A 17,338-nucleotide genomic window follows, 5' to 3' on the forward strand; every position below is an offset into this window, starting at 1 on the left:
ATCCCTTTTCCTGCGGAAAAGGGATCTGACCCCGGAAGCCGCCGGCTGTTGCCTTTGTTTCTGCACTCTTTTTTTTTGATCTTCCGTGGCTGGCGCACACGGAACCTGTCAAAGGCCGGGTGGGGTGGGTTCGCGGGGGTGTCCGCGGCATGGATGCCGCGACCGAGCTTACATGGACGTACTTGCAGCGGCCCCTGCGCAGTCCATCCCGCCCGGCCAAGCACGGCTGTTGCTTTCACGCCCCCCAGCCAGCCACGAGGGGCTCCGCCGTTGGCCGTATCCGCGCCGAAGGCGCGATAATGACCGTATGGAAACTGTCCGCATCGCTACCCGCAAGAGCCCGCTCGCCCTCTGGCAGAGCGAACACGTCGCCGACCGCCTGCGCCAGGCCCACCCCGGCCTGCACGTGGAACTGGTGCCGATGAGCACCCGCGGTGACGAGGTGCTGGACCGCTCGCTGGCCGCCATCGGTGGCAAGGGCCTGTTCCTGAAGGAACTGGAGCTGGCCATGCTGCGGGGTGAGGCCGACTGCGCCGTGCACTCGCTGAAGGATGTGCCGATGGAACTGGACGCGCCCTTCGCGCTGCCGGCGATGCTGACCCGGCACGACCCGGCCGATGGTTTCGTCTCCAACCTGTACGCCTCGCTGGACGCGCTGCCGATCGGCGCGCGGGTCGGCACCTCGTCGCTGCGCCGCCAGGCCCAGCTGCGCGCGCTGCGCCCGGACCTGGAGCTGCTGGACCTGCGTGGCAACGTCAACACCCGCCTGGCCAAGCTCGACAACGGTGGCTACGACGCCATCGTGCTGGCGGTGGCCGGCCTCGAGCGCCTGGGCCTGGGCGAGCGCATCGTCGCGCGCCTGCAACCGCCGCAGTGGTTGCCGGCGCCGGCGCAGGGCGCGGTGGCGGTAGAGTGCGACGGAGGCAACACGCGCCTGATGGCGCTGTTCGCCACGCTTGATGACGCCGCCACGCGCGCCTGCGTGGAAGCCGAGCGGGCCATGAACCGCGCGCTGCATGGCAGCTGCCACGTGCCGGTGGCGGCGATCGCGCAGTGGCAGGGCGACGACCTGCACCTGCAGGGCCTGGTCGGCAGCGCCAGTGATGGCCGCGCCGTGCGTGCCGAAGCGGTGGGCCCGGCCCGTGATCCGGAAGCGCTGGGCCAGCGGGTGGCGAAGCTGCTGCTGGACGCTGGTGCTGGCGAACTGCTGAACGTCTGAGGCACCGCAGGTAGTGCCGGCCGCTGGCCGGCAACCTCATGCCGCCGATTGAACGCTGTTGCCGGCCAGCGGCCGGCACTACCGAAATGAAGAACGGGCGCCCTGGGCACCCGTTCTGCTTATTTGAACTTGTAGACCACGTTCATCGTGGTCAGCGTATCGGTCTTGCGCTTGTCGACAGCGACGTCGCTGTTGTAACGCGCCTGCCAGCCGGCCTTCAGCGCCAGGTGCTCGTTCATGCTCACCGATACACCGAAGTCGTTCTGGCCGAAGGTGTTGTACGAACCGGACTCGACCAGCAGCGTGTTCACCAGGTCGGTGTTGTCGGTCAGCGAGTACTTCAGGTCGAACAGGCCACGGCCGATCATGCCGGTACGGGTGCGGTCATCCTCGGTGCTGTGCGTACGGCGCACGCCGGGGCCGATCTGCGCGTCGAACGAGAAGCGCTCGGTGTTCCACAGGCGGGTGCCGTAGCCCAGACCGAACGAGCTCTGGCGGTCGTAGGTGGCGAAGTCGTCGCGCTCGGTACGCACCGTGGCGGTCAGCTGGCGGTGCTCGCCCAGCTGCAGCGCGCTGCCCGCACTGCCGGTGTAGCGGTTGGCGGTGGTGTTGCTGCGGCGGGTGGTGGTGCCGTCGTCGTTGGTCTCGGTCACCTTGGAGCTGGAGCGCAGGCCGAACAGGTCCATGCTGTGCACCCAGTCGCCGTCGGTGTAGCGCAGGCGCAGGCGGCCGTTGAAGCTCTCGGTGCTGCTGTTGCCGCGTGCCGAGGCAAAGCCGAGCTCGCCGCCGCTGCCACTCCACGGCGAGGACATCGCCGCCAGTTCGGAGGCATCCTGCGCGTATGCGAGCGGCGCACACAGCAGCAGGGGGATCAGCAGGGACACGCGCAGGGACATCGAGGCTTCTCCGGAACGGTTAACAGCCGGTGATGATACTGGAAGCGTGATGGCGGTCCGAATCGATCCAAAGCGTGCTTCAGCGAACGTTGCCGCGATCGCCTATTCAGGGCAGATCGACACGCAATGCGGGGTCGTTGAAGCGCGAATAGCGCAGGCGCAGCTGGAAGCTGCGGCCATTGCTGCTGCCGCTGCGCACGATCTGGCGTGGCAGGCCCTGGGCATCCACCCAGTACTCCAGGCGTTCGCCGGGCTGGTTGCCGCGCAGCCGGTAGTGACGGGTCTCGACCCCGTCCAGCGCCTGGCTGCCGAGATCTTCGGCCTTCAGGTCGGCGGGCAGGGCGTCGGCCGGCAGCGGGTTGCGCCACTGCTCGAGCAGGCCGGGCGGGGCCGGCACCTGGCGGATCGCACCGTCGGCCTGCAGGAACAGGGTGTCGCCGATGATGGTCTGCGGCCCGGCCGGGGTCTCCACCCGGAAACGGTCGGGTGCAACGAAGTCCATGGCGCTGCGTACCCGCTGCGGCGCGCCCAGCACTTCCAGTTCGGCGTGGAAGCTGCGCAGGGCGGCGAAACGCTGGCTGGCACCCAGCACCGCCTGTGCCGGATCGGCGGCGGGTACCGGGGCCTCGGTGCGCGCCGGCGCCGGCGCGCGATCGCAGGCGGCCAGCAGCAGGCAGGCCAGCAGGGACAGGGCAGGCAACCGGCGCATCGGGCATTCCATGGGGTGGGGGCGACCACGATAGCCCAAACGTCCCACACAAGACCCGCGACTCGGACATAATCGGGGGTATGGACCGATACGAACGCATCACCGCCCTGCATCGTCTGCTCAAGTCCGCGCGCTATCCGGTGACGGTGGCGACCCTGCAGGACAAGCTCGGTTGTTCCCGTGCCACCGTCTACCGCGACCTGGCCTTCCTGCGCGATGCGCTGATGGCACCGATCGAGGGCGACGGCGAGGCCGGCTTCCGCTACCAGGCCGACGAGAGCGATCGCTTCGAGCTGCCCGGCCTGTGGCTCAGCTCGGAGGAGCTGCATGCCCTGCTGGCCTCGCAGCACCTGCTGGCGCGTACCGGCGGCGGCGTGTTGTCGTCGGTGCTGGCCCCGCTGCAGCAGCGCATCGAGAGCCTGTTGGCAGCCCAGGCCGGTGTCTCCAGCTGGCCGGTCGACCGCGTGCGGGTGATTCCGCACCGTGGCCGCAAGTTCGATGAAGGCAGCTTCCGCAGCGTGGCCTCGGCGGTGCTGGAGCGCCGTCAGCTGGCGTTCGAGTACCGCGCCCGCTCCACCGACGAGCCGACCAAGCGCACCGTCTCGCCGCAGCGCCTGACCCATTATCGCGACAACTGGTACCTGGATGCCTGGGACCATGACCGCGAGGCGCTGCGCAGTTTCGCGGTGGACCGCATCCACAAGGCACGGGTAATCGACAGTGCCGCCCGCGATGTCGCCGACAGCGAGCTGGACGAGCAGCTCGGCGCCAGCTATGGCATTTTTTCGGGTGCGCCGAAGGGCTGGGCGACCATCCTGTTCAGCGCCAAGGCTGCGCGCTGGGTGGCCGACGAGCACTGGCATTCCAAGCAGCAGGGTCGTTTCCTGGCCGATGGCCGCTACGAACTGAAGGTGCCGTACAGCGTCTCGCGAGAGTTGCTGATGGACGTGCTGCACTATGGTTCGGATGCCGAGATCATCGAGCCGATCATGCTGCGCGAGCAGGCCAAGGCGCTGCTTGAGCTGGCCCTGAGCAACTACGAAAAATCCTGACACTCCCCCCGAGAACCCCGTCCCCCATGAAGAAGACCCTGTTGCTGTCCCTGCTCGCCGCTGCGCTGGCCCTGACCGCCTGCGGCAAGTCCGGTGAGCCCTCGCAGAAGCTGGTGGTGGCCGCCACGGCCGTGCCGCATGCCGAGATCCTCGAGGTGGTCAAGCCGATCCTCAAGCAGGAAGGCGTGGACCTGGACGTGCGCGTATTCAACGACTACGTGCAGCCCAACGACCAGCTGGTGCAGAAGCAGGTGGACGCCAACTACTTCCAGACCGAGCCGTACCTGGATGCCTACAACCGCGACCGCAAGACCGACCTGGTGAAGGTGATCGGCGTGCACATCGAGCCGTTCGGTGCGTACTCGCGCAAGGTCAAGTCGCTGGCCGAGCTGCGCGACGGTGCCGACGTGGTGATCCCGAACGATCCGAGCAACAACAGCCGCGCGCTGATCCTGCTGCACAAGGCCGGCGTGATCGAGCTTAAGGACCCGGCCAACGCGCTGTCGACCCAGCGTGACATCACCGCCAACCCGAAGAACCTGAAGTTCCGCGAGCTGGACTCGGCGATGCTGCCGCGCGTGCTGGACCAGGTCGATCTGGCCCTGATCAACACCAACTATGCGCTGGACGCCGGCCTCAACCCGACCAAGGATGCGCTGGCGATCGAGAGCAAGGATTCGCCGTACGTGAACTTCCTGGTCGCGCGCCCGGACAACAAGGACGACGCCCGTGTGCAGAAGCTGGCCAAGGCCCTGACCAGCCCGCAGGTGAAGGCCTTCATCGAGAGCAAGTACAAGGGCGCGGTGCTGCCGGCGTTCTGATTGCGGCTGATCTGTTGATTTGAATGGTGGGTGTCGACCTTGGTCGACACTGCCTGCCCTGTAGAGCCGAGCCCACGCTCGGCTCTGCTGTTTCCGGCATTTCACCAACGGCAGCCGAGCATCGCTCGGCTCTTCCGTGTCACTCCACGTGCCGCAGCAGGGCAGGGCATTGCAGTTTCAATCGACGTGGAAGGCGAGGGTGGCGGCAACTGCCTGCTGCCATCCCGCATACAGCTTCTCGCGCCGCGACACCTCCATCTGTGGCTCGAAGCGCCGGTCCAGGCCCCACTGTGCAGCGATCTGTTCGCGGCTTGACCAGAACCCGACGGCCAGGCCGGCCAGATAGGCCGCACCGAGCGCGGTGGTTTCGGTCAACCGCGGCCGCAGCAGCGGCACACCGAGGATGTCTGCCTGGAAGCCGGCCAGGAAGTCGTTGCCGATCGCACCGCCATCAGCGCGCAGCTCGGTCAGTGCGATGCCCGCATCGGACTGCATGGCATCGAGCACGTCGCGCGTCTGGTAGGCCATCGCTTCCAGCGCGGCGCGCACGAGATGCGCCTTGCCCGTGCCACGGGTCAAGCCAAACATCGCACCGCGCACATCACTGCGCCAATAGGGCGCACCCAGGCCGACAAACGCCGGCACCAGATAGGCGCCGCCGCTGTCGGGCACCTGCGCGGCCAGTGCCTGGCTGTCGCTGGCGCGTTCGATCATGCGCAGTCCGTCGCGCAGCCACTGCACCACCGAGCCGGCGATGAAGATCGACCCTTCCAGCGCATACTCCACGCGCCCGTCCAGGCCCCAGGCAATGGTGGTCAGCAGGCCGTTGCGCGACCGCACCGCCTGCGCGCCGGTATGCATCAACATGAAGCAACCGGTGCCATAGGTGTTCTTGACCATGCCCGGCTGGAAACAGGCCTGGCCGAACAGTGCCGCCTGCTGGTCACCGGCGATGCCGGCGATCGGGATCGGGTGGTCGAAGAAGAACTGCGGCCGGGTGTGTGCGTACACCGCACTGGAGTCGCGCACCTGCGGCAGCATCGCGCGCGGGATGTCGAGCAGGGCCAGCAGATCGTCATCCCAGTCCAGCGTGTGGATGTTGAACAACAGCGTGCGCGCCGCGTTGCTGTAGTCGGTCACATGCGCCTGGCCACCGCTGAGGTTCCACACCAACCAGGTGTCGATGGTGCCAAACAGCAGCTCGCCACGTTCGGCGCGCTGCTGCGCACCTTCCACGTGGTCGAGGATCCAGCGCACCTTGGTCGCAGAGAAATAGGCATCGATCAGCAGGCCGGTCCGCTCGCGGATCAGCGCTTCATGGCCTTCGGACTTCAGTCGTTCACAGATGGCGTGGCTCTGCCGCGATTGCCAGACGATGGCGTTGTGGATCGGCTGGCCGGTGGCACGGTCCCAGACCACGGTGGTTTCGCGCTGGTTGGTGATGCCCAGTGCGGCGATATGGCGCGGGTCGATCTGCCCGCGACTGAGCAGTTCGGTCAGCGTGGCATAGACGCTGGTGAGGATCTCGCGCGGGTCATGCTCGACCCATCCGGGTTGCGGGAAGATCTGCGCGAACTCGCGCTGCGCGCTGCCGATGATGTCGCCGGCACGGTCGAACAGGATCGCGCGCGAACTGGTGGTGCCCTGGTCGATGGCCAGCACGTAGCGGGGCGTCATGCAGCGTCTCCGGTAGAGCAGTCAGGGTAACTTACCTTTCTCTGTAGAGCCGAGCCATGCTCGGCTGCATTTGCACAACGCAGCCGAGCATGGCTCGGCTCTACAGAGTGGAGTGTTCGATCCACGCCTGCAGCCGTGTCACCTGCGCAGCGTCCAGCCGCAACCCCAGCTTGCTCCTTCGCCACAGCACGTCCTCGGCAGTGCGCGCCCACTCATGCTCGCGTAGAAAGGCCACTTCCCGGGCATGCAGGCCGCCGCCAAACGCCTCGCCAAGATCGTGCAGGCCCCGTACACCCTGCAGCAGTTCCGCGCTTCGACTGCCATAGGCCCCGGCCCAGCGTCGCGCGATACCTGCGGGCAACCAGGGTGCCGATACCTGCAGATGCGCGCCCGCCTGCGCGGCGTCGCCCCAGTCGCTGCCTGGCAGCGGGTCCCCGTGTGCTGTCCACGCCGCTCCCATCTGCGGCAGGGCGGGCCGCAGCAGCTCCAGCGCTTCCTCGGCCAGCACCCGGTAGGTGGTCAGCTTGCCGCCCAGCACATGCAGCGCCGGTGCCGGGTCCACCTGCAGCTGCAGGCGGTAATCGCGGCTGAGTCTTGCCGCGCGCGGATCGGGATCAGCCAGCAGCGGGCGGACACCGGCGAACTGCCAGACCACATCTTCCGGCGCGATGGGTTCATGCAGGTAGCGGTTGGCCGCTTCGCACAGGTACGCCACCTCTGAAGGCAGCACGCTGCAGTGCGCCGGGTCGCCGCGATAGTCGGTGTCGGTGGTGCCAACCAGCAGGTGGTCGTGGGCGAAGGGCAGCAGGAACACCACGCGTCCATCGGGTTGCTGCAGCAGGCACGCGCTGTCATCGGGCCAGGGCCGGCGCAGGACGATGTGGCTGCCTTGTACCAGCCGCAGCGCGGGGCCGCCACTGCGTGCCTCCATCCGTTCCAGCAGGCCGCCGGCCCACGGCCCTGCCGCATTGGCGACGGCGCGCGCGGTCACCTGCTGCTGGCCATCAGCGGATTCCAGCACCGCCTGCCACCGGCCCGGCAAGGGCTGCAGGTCGACGCAGCGGCTGCGCACACGCACCTGTGCGCCCCGCTGCGCGGCATCCAGAGCGTTGAGCAGCACCAGTCGCGCGTCATCGACCTGCGCGTCGGCGTAGCTGAAGGCCTGCCGCAGATCCGGGGAAAGCCAGGGGCCGAGCGGATCGCGCTGAAGGTCCAGGGCGCGCGAGGCGGGAAATGCCGGGCTGCGACGGCCCAGGTGGTCATACAGCCACAGTCCCGCGCGTAGCATCCAGCGTGGGCGCAGATGGGGTTCCCACGGCAGCACGAAGCGCAATGGATGGACCAGATGGGGCGCCTGCCGGCGTACCACCTCGCGTTCGCCCAGCGCCTTGCGCACCAGCCCGAGCTCGCCCTGTTCCAGGTAGCGCAGGCCGCCGTGGATCAGCTTGCTGCTGGCGCTGGAAGTATGCGCGGCAAGGTCGTGCTGCTCGCACAGCAGCACGCGCAGGCCGCGGCCGCTGGCGTCACGGGCGATGCCGGCACCGTTGATGCCGCCACCGATCACCAGCAGGTCGACGTCGTCCATCGTGTCTTCGCGTCCTGTGTCTGTGTGGAGCCGAGCCGCGCCACCATTGACCGTGGGCGCCATTGAACGTAACGCATCGCAATGCGCGCGGAGCCCGCCGCTCGACTCGGGATAGGGGCTTGGCTCGACTCTACATAAAAGGCAGTCGGGCTTGGCTCGACTCTACAGACAGCGGGTGACGGAAACGACGACGGGCCCCGAAGGGCCCGTCGCGTTGCATCAGTGAAGCAGGTGCAGCCTGGATCAGAAGCGGGCGCCGATGCCGAAGCCGACGGTCCACGGATCCATCTTGGCTTCGCCGATCTTCTCGCCGCCAACCTTGATGTCCGGGCGGGCGCGCATGTAGCGGGCGTCAGCACGGGCGAACCAGGTGGAGTTGATGTTCATGTCGACGCCGACGGTGCCGATCACGCCCTTGGCATCCTTGAAGCGGATGTCGGTGTCAGCGCCGTTGCCCAGCTTCTCGTTGCTGAAGCTCGACTGGTAGTAGCCGACGCCCACGAACGGACGGAACACGTTGTCAGCCTGGCCGAAGTGGTACTGGCCGCTCAGCGCGACCGGCTGCTGCTCGACCGAGCCCAGGCGGGCATTGTTCGGGCCCTTGAACTTGTTGTCGAACTTGTCAGCGGCGCCCCACAGTTCAACGGCCCAGTTGTCGTTGATGTAGTAGCTGAAGCTGACGGTCGGCGCCGGGCCACCATCGGTCTTCTTCACGCCGGAGATCGGGTCGTTCTTCGGTTCCAGCAGCGAGATGCCGCCAACAACGGCAAAATGCTTGCCCGACGCGGTGTCGGTGCTGCTGCTGTCCTGGGCGAAAGCGGCCGGCGCGAAGGCGGCGGAGGTCAGCAGGGCGAGACTCAGGATACGGATGGAGCGCATGGGGGTATCTCCTAATGTTTCTTGTTTTGGGCCCCCGGTTGCGGGGCGAGCACACCGTAGTCGCCCCAACATGAATCGAATCCGACGCACGTTAAAAAATAGTTTTCCTTGTTCAGCGACGGGTACGGAACGCCTGTATTCATGGGGTTTCTGGCGCTCGGGGACATTCATGCAGTTGGAGAAGATGTGAGCACAGCAACGTTGTGCATTGGCCTGCAAGCGCAGGTGAACGTGGAGTGCAGGGTGCTGCTGCTGGGCTCGATGCCGGGCGTGGCGTCCCTGCAGGAGCAGCGCTATTACGCCCATCCGCGCAACCGCTTCTGGCCGCTGATGGCCGACATCTGTGGTTTCGACGCGGATCTGGCCTACGCCGCGCGGCTGCAGGCATTGAATGCCGCGGGCATCGGTCTGTGGGATGTGATCGGCCGCTGCGAGCGCCGAGGCAGCCTGGACGCGGACATCGTGCGTGGCACGGAAGTGGCCAATGCACTGCCGGAACTGATCGCCACGTTGCCTGAGCTGACGCTGATCGGCTGCAATGGCGCTGCATCATGGCAGGCGTTCCAGCGCTGGGTGCTGCCGCAGCTGCTGGAGGCCCCGCCACAGGTGGTTGCATTGCCCTCGACCAGCCCGGCCAATGCGGCGTGGTCGTTGCCGCGCCTGCGCCAGGCCTGGCAGCCGGTTGCAGACGCACTGGCGACATGAAGCGGACATCGTCCGGACAATACGCTACCGACTGGTCGCGGCCGGGACCCGTGGGCAACAGCCTGTCCCGGCTGCGTGCGTACTGAAAACACCTGTAACGGTTGGCGCTGGACCCCGCTGGCCGCACAATAGACGTTTCCCTACACCAGATTGCCGGAGTTATCCCCATGGCCGAAATCAAGGAAGCACTTGTCCCCGATATCGGTGACTACAGCGATATCCCGGTAATCGAGGTGCTTGTCGCCGTCGGCGACACGGTCAAGAAGGACCAGGGCCTGGTCACGCTGGAAAGCGACAAGGCCACGATGGAGGTGCCGTCGTCAGTGGCCGGTGTGGTCAAGGAGATCAAGGTCAAGGTGGGCGACAACCTGTCGCAGGGCGACGTGGTTGCCATCATTGAAGCCGAAGGCGCTGCCGCGCCGGCACCGACCAAGGCGGCGGCTGCCGCTGCTCCGGCTGCCGCCGAGACCGCCACCAAGGTCGAGCCGGTCGCTGTGCCGGCACAGCCGGACAAGCTGGCGGCGCGCGAGATCGCTTCGGCCGGCACCCCGTCCAGCCCGCCGGTGCAGTTCAACGCCGATGGCGTGCTGCCGGCCAAGGTGCCGTACGCCACCCCGGCGGTGCGCGTGTTCGCCCGCGAGCTGGGCGTGGACCTGCTGCAGATCAACGGCACCGAGAAGGGGGGCCGCATCACCAAGGCTGACGTGCAGAAGTTCGTCAAGGCCGCGCTCAGCGGTGGCGTGCCGGCTGCCGGCGGTGCTGCCGTCGCTGCCGGTGGTGGCCTGAACCTGCTGCCGTGGCCGAAGGTCGACTTCAGCAAGTTCGGCGAGACCGAAGTCCAGCCGCTGTCGCGCATCAAGAAGATCTCCGGCGCGAACCTGGCCCGCAACTGGGCGATGATCCCGCACGTCACCCAGTTCGACCAGGCCGACATCACCGACCTGGAAGCGCTGCGCGTGGCGCTGAACAAGGAGAACGAGAAGGCCGGCATCAAGCTGACCATGCTTGCTTTCCTGATCAAGGCCAGCGCCGCGGCGCTGAAGAAGTTCCCGGAATTCAACGCCTCGCTCGATGCCAGCGGCGAGAACCTGACCCTGAAGAAGTACTTCCACATCGGCTTCGCCGCCGACACGCCGAACGGCCTGGTCGTGCCGGTCATCCGCGACGTGGACAAGAAGGGCGTGGTGCAGATCGCGCAGGAAACCGGCGAACTGGCCAAGAAGGCGCGCGACGGCAAGCTGGGCCCGGCCGACATGAGCGGCGGCTGCTTCTCGATCAGCTCGCTGGGCGGCATTGGCGGCACCGCGTTCACTCCGATCGTCAATGCACCGGAAGTGGCCATCCTGGGCGTGTCCAAGTCCTCCATCCAGCCGGTCTGGAATGGCAAGGAGTTCGCGCCGAAGTTGATGCTGCCGCTGTCGCTGAGCTACGACCACCGCGTCATCGACGGCGCCCTGGCCGCACGCTTCACCACGTACCTGTCGCAGGTGCTGGCCGACATGCGCCGCGTGCTGCTGTAAGGCATCGCTTTGCCCCCACCGTGCGGCCGCTGCCCCTGGCGCGGCCGCGTGAACAGATGCAGTGACAGCCCGCCGGTCATGCCGGCCGGGCACAAGGAAAACCACCATGGCCACGATTGAAGTCAAGGTTCCCGACATCGGCGATTACAGCGATGTTCCGGTGATCGAAGTGTTGGTCGCCGTCGGCGACACGGTGAAGAAGGACCAGGGCCTGGTGACCCTGGAGTCGGACAAGGCCACCCTGGAAGTGCCGTCCTCGGCGGCCGGCGTGGTCAAGGAGATCAAGGTCAAGCTGGGCGATACCCTGTCCGAAGGCGCCGTGGTCGTGGTGCTGGACGCTGAAGGCGCCGCCGATGCCCCGGCCAAGGCCGCTGCGCCGGCTCCGGCTGCGGCTGCGGCCGCTCCGGCCAGCAAGCCGCCGGTGACCCCCTCGCACCGCGCCCCGGCCGAGCCGGTTGCACCGAAGCCGGCGCTGTCCAGTGGCAAGCCGGCCGACATCGAGTGCGAAATGGTCGTGCTGGGCTCCGGCCCGGGCGGCTACACCGCCGCCTTCCGCGCCGCCGACGTCGGCCTGGATACGGTGCTGGTCGAGCGCTACGCCAGCCTCGGCGGCGTCTGCCTCAACGTCGGTTGCATTCCGTCCAAGGCGCTGCTGCACGCTGCCGCGGTGATCGACGAAGTGGCCCACGCCGGCGATTTCGGCGTCGAGTTCGGCAAGCCGACCATCACCCTGGACAAGCTGCGCCAGTACAAGGAAAAGGTCGTCAACCAGCTGACCAAGGGCCTGGCCGGCATGGCCAAGCAGCGCAAGGTCCGCAACGTGCAGGGCGTCGGCAGGTTCCTCTCGGCCAACGAACTGGAGATCACCGCCGCAGACGGCAGCACCCAGCTGCTGCGCTTCCAGAAGTGCATCATTGCCGCTGGTTCGCAGGCGGTGAAGCTGCCGAACTTCCCGTGGGACGACAAGCGCGTGATGGATTCCACCGACGCGCTGGAGCTGGCCGAAGTGCCGGGCTCGCTGCTGGTCGTCGGCGGCGGCATCATCGGCCTGGAAATGGCCACTGTGTACAGCGCACTGGGCAGCAAGGTCACCGTGGTCGAGTTCATGGACCAGCTGATGCCGGGCGCCGACAAGGACCTGGTCAAGCCGCTGGCCGACCGCCTGAAGAAGCAGGGCATCGAAGTGCACCTGAAGACCAAGGCCTCGGGCGTCACCGCCGATGCCAAGGGCATCACCGTGACCTTCGAGGCGGCCGAGGAAGGCCAGGCACCGGCGCTGGCGCAGGGCACTTTCGACCGTGTTCTGGTGGCCGTCGGGCGTTCGCCGAACGGCAAGAAGATCGATGCCGAGAAGGCCGGTGTGCAGGTCACCGAGCGTGGCTTCATCCCGGTTGATCGCCAGATGCGCACCAACGTGCCGCACATCTTTGCCATCGGCGACATCGTCGGCAACCCGATGCTGGCCCACAAGGCAACGCACGAAGGCAAGCTGGCTGCTGAAGTGGCTGCTGGCCACAAGAAGGAATGGGTCGCCCGTGTGATTCCGTCGGTGGCCTACACCAACCCGGAAATCGCCTGGGTGGGCGTGACCGAGACCGAAGCCAAGGCCAAGGGCCTGAAGGTCGGCGTGGCCAAGTTCCCGTGGGCCGCCAGCGGCCGCGCGATCGGCATCGGTCGCACCGAGGGCTTCACCAAGCTGATCTTCGATGAGGAGACCCACCGCATCATCGGCGGCGCGATCGTCGGCGTGCATGCCGGTGACCTGCTGGCGGAGATCGGCCTGGCCATCGAGATGGGTGCCGAAGCCGAAGACATCGGCCACACCATCCATGCGCACCCGACGCTGAGCGAATCGGTGGCGATGGCCTCGGAAATCTACGACGGCACGATCACCGATCTGTACATGCCGAAGAAGAAGTAAGGCGCCCGCGCCGTTCCGAACGAAAAGCCCCGGCATCTGCCGGGGTTTTTTGTTGAGCTTCGATCACTCTCATTGCGAGCGTTCGGGCCACCCACGCAGCGGCTCGGCTTGCGGGTAGTCGAGAGCCACTGCCTGGGCCGCCTGGATGCCTGACACGCGGAGGGAGCGGGGGCTGGGTGCGAAGTAAAGGAGGAGGTGACGGCCGCAGGCCGGCGCCGGGGGACATTCGCACGCAAGCCCCTCTGCCCCCCGCGCTCGACCAACCCGCTTCTGCTTGACCGTGCAATCAAAAAAGCGCGGCCCCGATGTTCCGGAGGCCGCGCCAGGAGAGAGAGTGCCGTGGAAGGGGCGGGTGTCAGAACACGAAGCTGACGCCGGCCACCGGGCCCTTGAACTCCTGCTTCAGGCCGATGGTGCCGTCGCTGCCCTTCTTGTCCGCATCGAGCTTGAACCAGTCGTAGCCGGCGAACACACCGAAGTTCCTGGTGAAGCGGTAATCGACGATGGCGTTGGCGCGGCTCAGATCGCCCTTGTAGTCATCGAAGCTGCCCCAGCGCGTGTTGAGGTACTGGCCCTGCAGGGTGATCATCCACTTCTCGGACGGGGTGAAGCTCAATCGCGCACCGACCACCGGCGCCACGCCATCGGTCTTCTCGTTGAGGAACTGGCCTTCGTACACGGTGCCGAGGTCGGCGTAGGCCTTGGTGCTGACCTTGGCGTACTCGGCACCCAGCTGCAGGCCGAGGTCGAACGTATCAGTGTCCACCACCGAGTAGTCATAGACCAGGCTGGCCACCTGGTACTTCAGTTCGCCCTTGACGAAGCTGCCGGACGGCACGTTGACGTCACCGAAGGAGATGTCCTGGCCGAGGGTCTCGCGGCGGTCCTTGTCGTACTTGAAATAGTTGAACAGCAGGCGCTGGCGGTTGCTGATGCGGAACATGCCGTCAATGCGCGGCTCCCACTCCTTGCCACCCAGCTTGAAGTCCTCGGAGAAGCCGATGTCCTGCCCGGCGACATTGGTCTTGCCGCGGAGCGTGTTGTCCGAGTCGATGTTCATCGCACCCAGGCGCAGGGCAAAGCGGTCGTCGCCTTCGGCGGCGTGGGCAGCGGTGGCGAACGAGGCGCCGGCGGCGATCAGGGAGAGAGCGAGCAGGGTGGGTACGGGGCGCATCGAAGAGTCCTTGCAGTGGTTCATCAGAATGAAGACCACTGTGCCGGACAGGCCCGTCCACCATCCGTGAACGTATGGTCCACGGCATGTGCACGGTTCAGTGCTGTCGCGACGATGCAAAAAGATGGCCCCGGAGACGGGCTTCGGGGCCATCGTGGGACCTGCGGGGTGGAGCCGACGAGGATGCTGCAGGCAGGTCGAAAGATCGGACCCGCGCATCCGGCGAAAGTTCCTCGCCTGCGACCAAAGTTCAATACTGCGGTGCAGCATCATGCGGACGTCATTGTCCCCCGGGTGGTACGCAAAAATGTAACCGTTACCGCAACTTGCGGCTTCCCGGGATGAACAGGCAGCGGTTGTCTCGCAAATTGTCCCATTGCTATAATTTGGCGGCTCGATGAGGCCCCCCTGCTGTAGCCGCCTCAGCCTTCCACTTGCAACCACGCGGGACGTCCTGTGCTGAACTCCGTTGATGCGGGTCGGCGACTGATGCTGCGCGCCGCGGTCTACCCGCTGGCCGCGGTCGCTGTCCTGGCCCTGGCCTTCCTGCTGGTCGGTCCGAAATATGCCCTCGGCGCGCTGGCGTCCGGTGTGGCCATTTCGGCCGGTGGCTGGGTGGCGGCAAGGATGGCGCTGGGGGGTGGTGCGGTGGCCGCAGGATCGGCGATGGCTCGCCTGATCATTGCGATCGTGGCCAAGTGGGTCGTGGTTTTCGGCGTCCTGCTGGTGGGGTTCCTGGTCTTCAAGCTGCCTGCATTGGCGCTGTTGGCCGGTATCGCCGTCGGCTTGATGTTCCAGGTCCTGGCGATGGCCAGGCGTTGACAGAATTCAATTAACTGAAGGTTCCGGACACATGGCGGGCGAGGCTCTAACCCCTACCAGCTACATCCAGCATCACCTGCACAACCTGACCGCGCCGGTCGGCAAGGGTGAGGGTATGTTCTGGCATATCCACGTCGATACCTTCCTCACCGCGGTCCTGATGGGCCTGGTGATCGTTGTCGCGTTCTGGCTGGGCACCCGCAAGGCCACCGCCGGCGTGCCGGGCAAGTGGCAGGCCTTCGTCGAGATCTGCCTGGAGTTCGTCGACCGCCAGGCCAAGGACACCTACCACGGCAAGAGCAAGCTGGTCACGCCGATCGCCATCACCATCTTCTTCTGGATTCTGCTGATGAATCTGCTGAAGATGATCCCGGCCGATTTCATCGCCAAGCCGCTGGAATGGGCGGGCGTGCACTACTGGAAGCCGGTCCCGACCGCTGACGTCAATGCCACCCTGGGCATGGCCATCAGCGTGTTCTTCCTGATGCTGTTCTTCGCACTGAAGTCGAAGGGCCTGGGCGGCTTCATCAAGGAATTCCTGACGGCGCCGTTCGGCAAGTGGATGATGCCGTTCAACCTGATCCTCAACATCGTCGAGTGGCTGAGCAAGCCGATCTCGCTGGCGATGCGACTGTTCGGCAACATGTTCGGCGGCGAAATCGTGTTCCTGCTGATCTGGGTGCTGGGTGGTGCCGGTTTCTTCGGTGCCATTGCCGGTGGTGTGTTCGGCCTCGGCTGGATGCTGTTCCACCTGCTGGTGATCCCGCTGCAGGCCTTCATCTTCATGATGCTGTCGATCGTGTACCTGAGCCTGTCGGAAGACGCTCACTGAGTTTCAAGCTTCAACGCGTTTCAACCTTCATCCGTTTCATCACCCTTAGCAACTTAAGTTCCTGGAGATAACCATGTACTTCGCCGTCCTGACCAACTTCGCGCAGATTCAGAGCTCCACCGCCCTTGCCGTCGGCATCATGATCGGCCTGGCCGCGCTGGGCGCCGGTCTGGGTCTGGCCATCATGGCTGGTAAGTTCCTGGAGTCGGCCGCCCGCCAGCCGGAACTGATCCCGGTCCTGCAGGTCCGCATGTTCATCACCGCCGGCCTGATCGACGCCGCGTTCATCATCTCGGTCGCCGTTGGCCTGCTGCTGGCCTTCGCCAACCCGCTGTCGGCTGCCTTCGCTGGCGCCGTCACCAAGGCTCTGGCCGGCTGATACAGCGGTTTGAGACGACCGGGTGCTGATGCACCCGGTTTCGGATGAAGGCCGGATGTGCCGCTTCGGCGGCGCGTCCACCCCGAAACCAGCGATCGAGCTAACCATGAATATCAATTTCACCCTTCTTGCGCAGGCGCTGGCCTTCGCTGGTCTGATCTGGATCATCGCGACCAAGATCTGGCCGCCGCTGATGAACGCGATCGAAGAGCGCCAGCAGAAGATTGCTGAAGGCCTCGCTGCTGCCGACCGCAGCCAGAAAGATCTGGCCCAGGCGCAGGAGAAGGTCAACGAAGCGCTGAAGGAAGCCCGCACCAAGGCCAACGAGATCATCGATCAGGCCCATGCGCGTGCCAACCAGATCGTTGATGCTGCCCGCAACGAAGCGATCACCGAAGCCACCCGTCAGAAGGAACTGGCCCAGGCTGAAATCGACGCCGCCGCCAACCGTGCCCGTGAAGATCTGCGCAAGCAGGTGTCCGCGCTGGCCGTGACCGGTGCCGAAAAGCTGCTCAAGCGCGAAATCGACGCCAACGCCCACAAGGCGCTGCTCGACGAGCTGGCCTCGGAGATCTAAGGATGAGCCAGGCCCTCACGCTTGCCCGCCCGTACGCCCGCGCCGCGTTCGCGACCGCGCGCGACGAAGGCGCGTTCGCGCCGTGGTCGGACGCCCTGGCGTTCTCCGCCCACGTCGCCGCCGACCCGCGCGTGGCGGCCCTGCTCGCCAACCCGGAGCTGGGTCGTGACGACGCCGTCGCCCTGCTGGCGCCGGTGTCCCACGGCGAGACCTACTCGCGCTTCCTGGCCATCCTGGCCGAATCGCATCGTCTGCCGCTGCTGCCGGAAATCTCCGGCATGTTCGACGCCCTGCGCGCCGAAGCCGAGCACGTGGTCAAGGCCACCGTCACCTCGGCTGCCGAGCTGTCGGCCGGCGAGCTGGACGCGATCAAGGTCGCGCTGCGCAAGCGCTTCAACCGCGAGGTCGACGTGACCACTGCGGTCGATGCTTCGCTGATCGGCGGCGCCGTGATCGACGCCGGCGACGTGGTCATCGATGGTTCGCTGAAGGGCAAGCTGGCCCGTCTGCAGACCGCGCTCGCTAACTGAATTCATTTAACGTCCGGCCCCGCTGCCGGCACTAGGACTT

The 17,338-nt window shown here is 66.2% G+C and carries 17 protein-coding genes; 11 read left to right on the plus strand and 6 right to left on the minus strand.

The features are described 5' to 3' along the window. Window positions 1–307 precede the first annotated feature (307 nt). Window positions 308–1,219, plus strand: a complete 912-nt coding sequence (gene hemC / locus HMPREF3114_RS14570) for a hydroxymethylbilane synthase (protein WP_053500673.1) — start codon at window positions 308–310, stop codon at window positions 1,217–1,219. 119 nt (window positions 1,220–1,338) lie between these two features. Here hemC and HMPREF3114_RS14575 read toward each other — a convergent pair whose 3' ends face one another. Continuing rightward, complete coding sequence (locus HMPREF3114_RS14575; protein WP_049413237.1) at window positions 1,339–2,115, minus strand: DUF481 domain-containing protein; 777 nt, start codon at window positions 2,113–2,115, stop codon at window positions 1,339–1,341. A 106-nt stretch (window positions 2,116–2,221) separates the two neighbouring features. After that, window positions 2,222–2,824 carry a LolA-like protein gene (locus tag HMPREF3114_RS14580; protein ID WP_053500671.1) on the minus strand — a complete coding sequence of 201 codons (603 nt, stop codon included), beginning with the start codon at window positions 2,822–2,824 and terminating at the stop codon, window positions 2,222–2,224. An 80-nt stretch (window positions 2,825–2,904) separates the two neighbouring features. Here HMPREF3114_RS14580 and HMPREF3114_RS14585 point away from each other — a divergent pair, with 80 nt between their 5' ends. Both HMPREF3114_RS14585 and HMPREF3114_RS14590 read left to right on the plus strand, forming a co-directional pair. Further along, window positions 2,905–3,876 carry a helix-turn-helix transcriptional regulator gene (locus tag HMPREF3114_RS14585; protein ID WP_005419539.1) on the plus strand — a complete coding sequence of 324 codons (972 nt, stop codon included), beginning with the start codon at window positions 2,905–2,907 and terminating at the stop codon, window positions 3,874–3,876. A gap of 26 nt (window positions 3,877–3,902) precedes the next feature. Continuing rightward, on the plus strand, window positions 3,903–4,697 hold the full coding sequence (locus HMPREF3114_RS14590; protein WP_053500668.1) for a MetQ/NlpA family ABC transporter substrate-binding protein: 795 nt from the start codon (window positions 3,903–3,905) through the stop codon (window positions 4,695–4,697). A 177-nt stretch (window positions 4,698–4,874) separates the two neighbouring features. On the opposite strand, the gene glpK is transcribed toward HMPREF3114_RS14590, so the two are convergent. The 3 genes from glpK to HMPREF3114_RS14605 all read right to left on the minus strand — a co-directional run bounded on the left by glpK (window position 4,875) and on the right by HMPREF3114_RS14605 (window position 8,838). Further along, a complete protein-coding gene (gene glpK, locus HMPREF3114_RS14595; protein ID WP_053500667.1) occupies window positions 4,875–6,374 on the minus strand; it encodes a glycerol kinase GlpK in 1,500 nt (499 codons plus the stop codon). A gap of 100 nt (window positions 6,375–6,474) precedes the next feature. Continuing rightward, on the minus strand, window positions 6,475–7,959 hold the full coding sequence (glpD, locus tag HMPREF3114_RS14600) for a glycerol-3-phosphate dehydrogenase (RefSeq protein ID WP_053500665.1): 1,485 nt from the start codon (window positions 7,957–7,959) through the stop codon (window positions 6,475–6,477). A gap of 243 nt (window positions 7,960–8,202) precedes the next feature. Continuing rightward, a complete protein-coding gene (locus HMPREF3114_RS14605) occupies window positions 8,203–8,838 on the minus strand; it encodes an OmpW/AlkL family protein (protein WP_005419535.1) in 636 nt (211 codons plus the stop codon). 186 nt (window positions 8,839–9,024) lie between these two features. On the opposite strand from HMPREF3114_RS14605, the gene HMPREF3114_RS14610 reads away from it, so the two are divergent. The 3 genes from HMPREF3114_RS14610 to lpdA all read left to right on the plus strand — a co-directional run bounded on the left by HMPREF3114_RS14610 (window position 9,025) and on the right by lpdA (window position 12,984). Then, on the plus strand, window positions 9,025–9,543 hold the full coding sequence (locus HMPREF3114_RS14610; protein WP_053500663.1) for a DNA-deoxyinosine glycosylase: 519 nt from the start codon (window positions 9,025–9,027) through the stop codon (window positions 9,541–9,543). A gap of 167 nt (window positions 9,544–9,710) precedes the next feature. Beyond that, window positions 9,711–11,063 carry a dihydrolipoyllysine-residue acetyltransferase gene (aceF, locus tag HMPREF3114_RS14615; protein WP_083297604.1) on the plus strand — a complete coding sequence of 451 codons (1,353 nt, stop codon included), beginning with the start codon at window positions 9,711–9,713 and terminating at the stop codon, window positions 11,061–11,063. 106 nt (window positions 11,064–11,169) lie between these two features. Beyond that, the gene (gene lpdA / locus HMPREF3114_RS14620; protein WP_070489940.1) at window positions 11,170–12,984 is read left to right on the plus strand and encodes a dihydrolipoyl dehydrogenase; all 1,815 of its coding nucleotides are present in this window, start codon (window positions 11,170–11,172) and stop codon (window positions 12,982–12,984) included. 355 nt (window positions 12,985–13,339) lie between these two features. Here lpdA and HMPREF3114_RS14625 read toward each other — a convergent pair whose 3' ends face one another. Beyond that, complete coding sequence (locus HMPREF3114_RS14625) at window positions 13,340–14,158, minus strand: hypothetical protein (RefSeq protein WP_005419516.1); 819 nt, start codon at window positions 14,156–14,158, stop codon at window positions 13,340–13,342. A gap of 456 nt (window positions 14,159–14,614) precedes the next feature. Between HMPREF3114_RS14625 and HMPREF3114_RS14630 the strand changes: the two genes are divergently transcribed. From HMPREF3114_RS14630 to HMPREF3114_RS14650, 5 genes are all read left to right on the plus strand, one after another. After that, window positions 14,615–14,980, plus strand: a complete 366-nt coding sequence (locus HMPREF3114_RS14630; RefSeq protein ID WP_014648497.1) for a hypothetical protein — start codon at window positions 14,615–14,617, stop codon at window positions 14,978–14,980. A 31-nt stretch (window positions 14,981–15,011) separates the two neighbouring features. Beyond that, window positions 15,012–15,812 carry a F0F1 ATP synthase subunit A gene (atpB, locus tag HMPREF3114_RS14635; RefSeq protein WP_005411134.1) on the plus strand — a complete coding sequence of 267 codons (801 nt, stop codon included), beginning with the start codon at window positions 15,012–15,014 and terminating at the stop codon, window positions 15,810–15,812. Window positions 15,813–15,885: 73 nt separating this feature from the next. Next, window positions 15,886–16,191: a F0F1 ATP synthase subunit C gene (gene atpE / locus HMPREF3114_RS14640; protein WP_005411133.1), complete on the plus strand. Its 306-nt coding sequence runs from the start codon at window positions 15,886–15,888 to the stop codon at window positions 16,189–16,191. 106 nt (window positions 16,192–16,297) lie between these two features. Further along, the gene (locus HMPREF3114_RS14645) at window positions 16,298–16,768 is read left to right on the plus strand and encodes a F0F1 ATP synthase subunit B (RefSeq protein WP_005419512.1); all 471 of its coding nucleotides are present in this window, start codon (window positions 16,298–16,300) and stop codon (window positions 16,766–16,768) included. A 2-nt stretch (window positions 16,769–16,770) separates the two neighbouring features. Next, window positions 16,771–17,298: a F0F1 ATP synthase subunit delta gene (locus HMPREF3114_RS14650; RefSeq protein ID WP_005411131.1), complete on the plus strand. Its 528-nt coding sequence runs from the start codon at window positions 16,771–16,773 to the stop codon at window positions 17,296–17,298. The last annotated feature ends 40 nt before the right edge of the window (window positions 17,299–17,338 follow it).

The sequence above is a fragment of the Stenotrophomonas sp. HMSC10F07 genome (assembly GCF_001807895.1).
Taxonomy (GTDB): domain Bacteria; phylum Pseudomonadota; class Gammaproteobacteria; order Xanthomonadales; family Xanthomonadaceae; genus Stenotrophomonas; species Stenotrophomonas sepilia.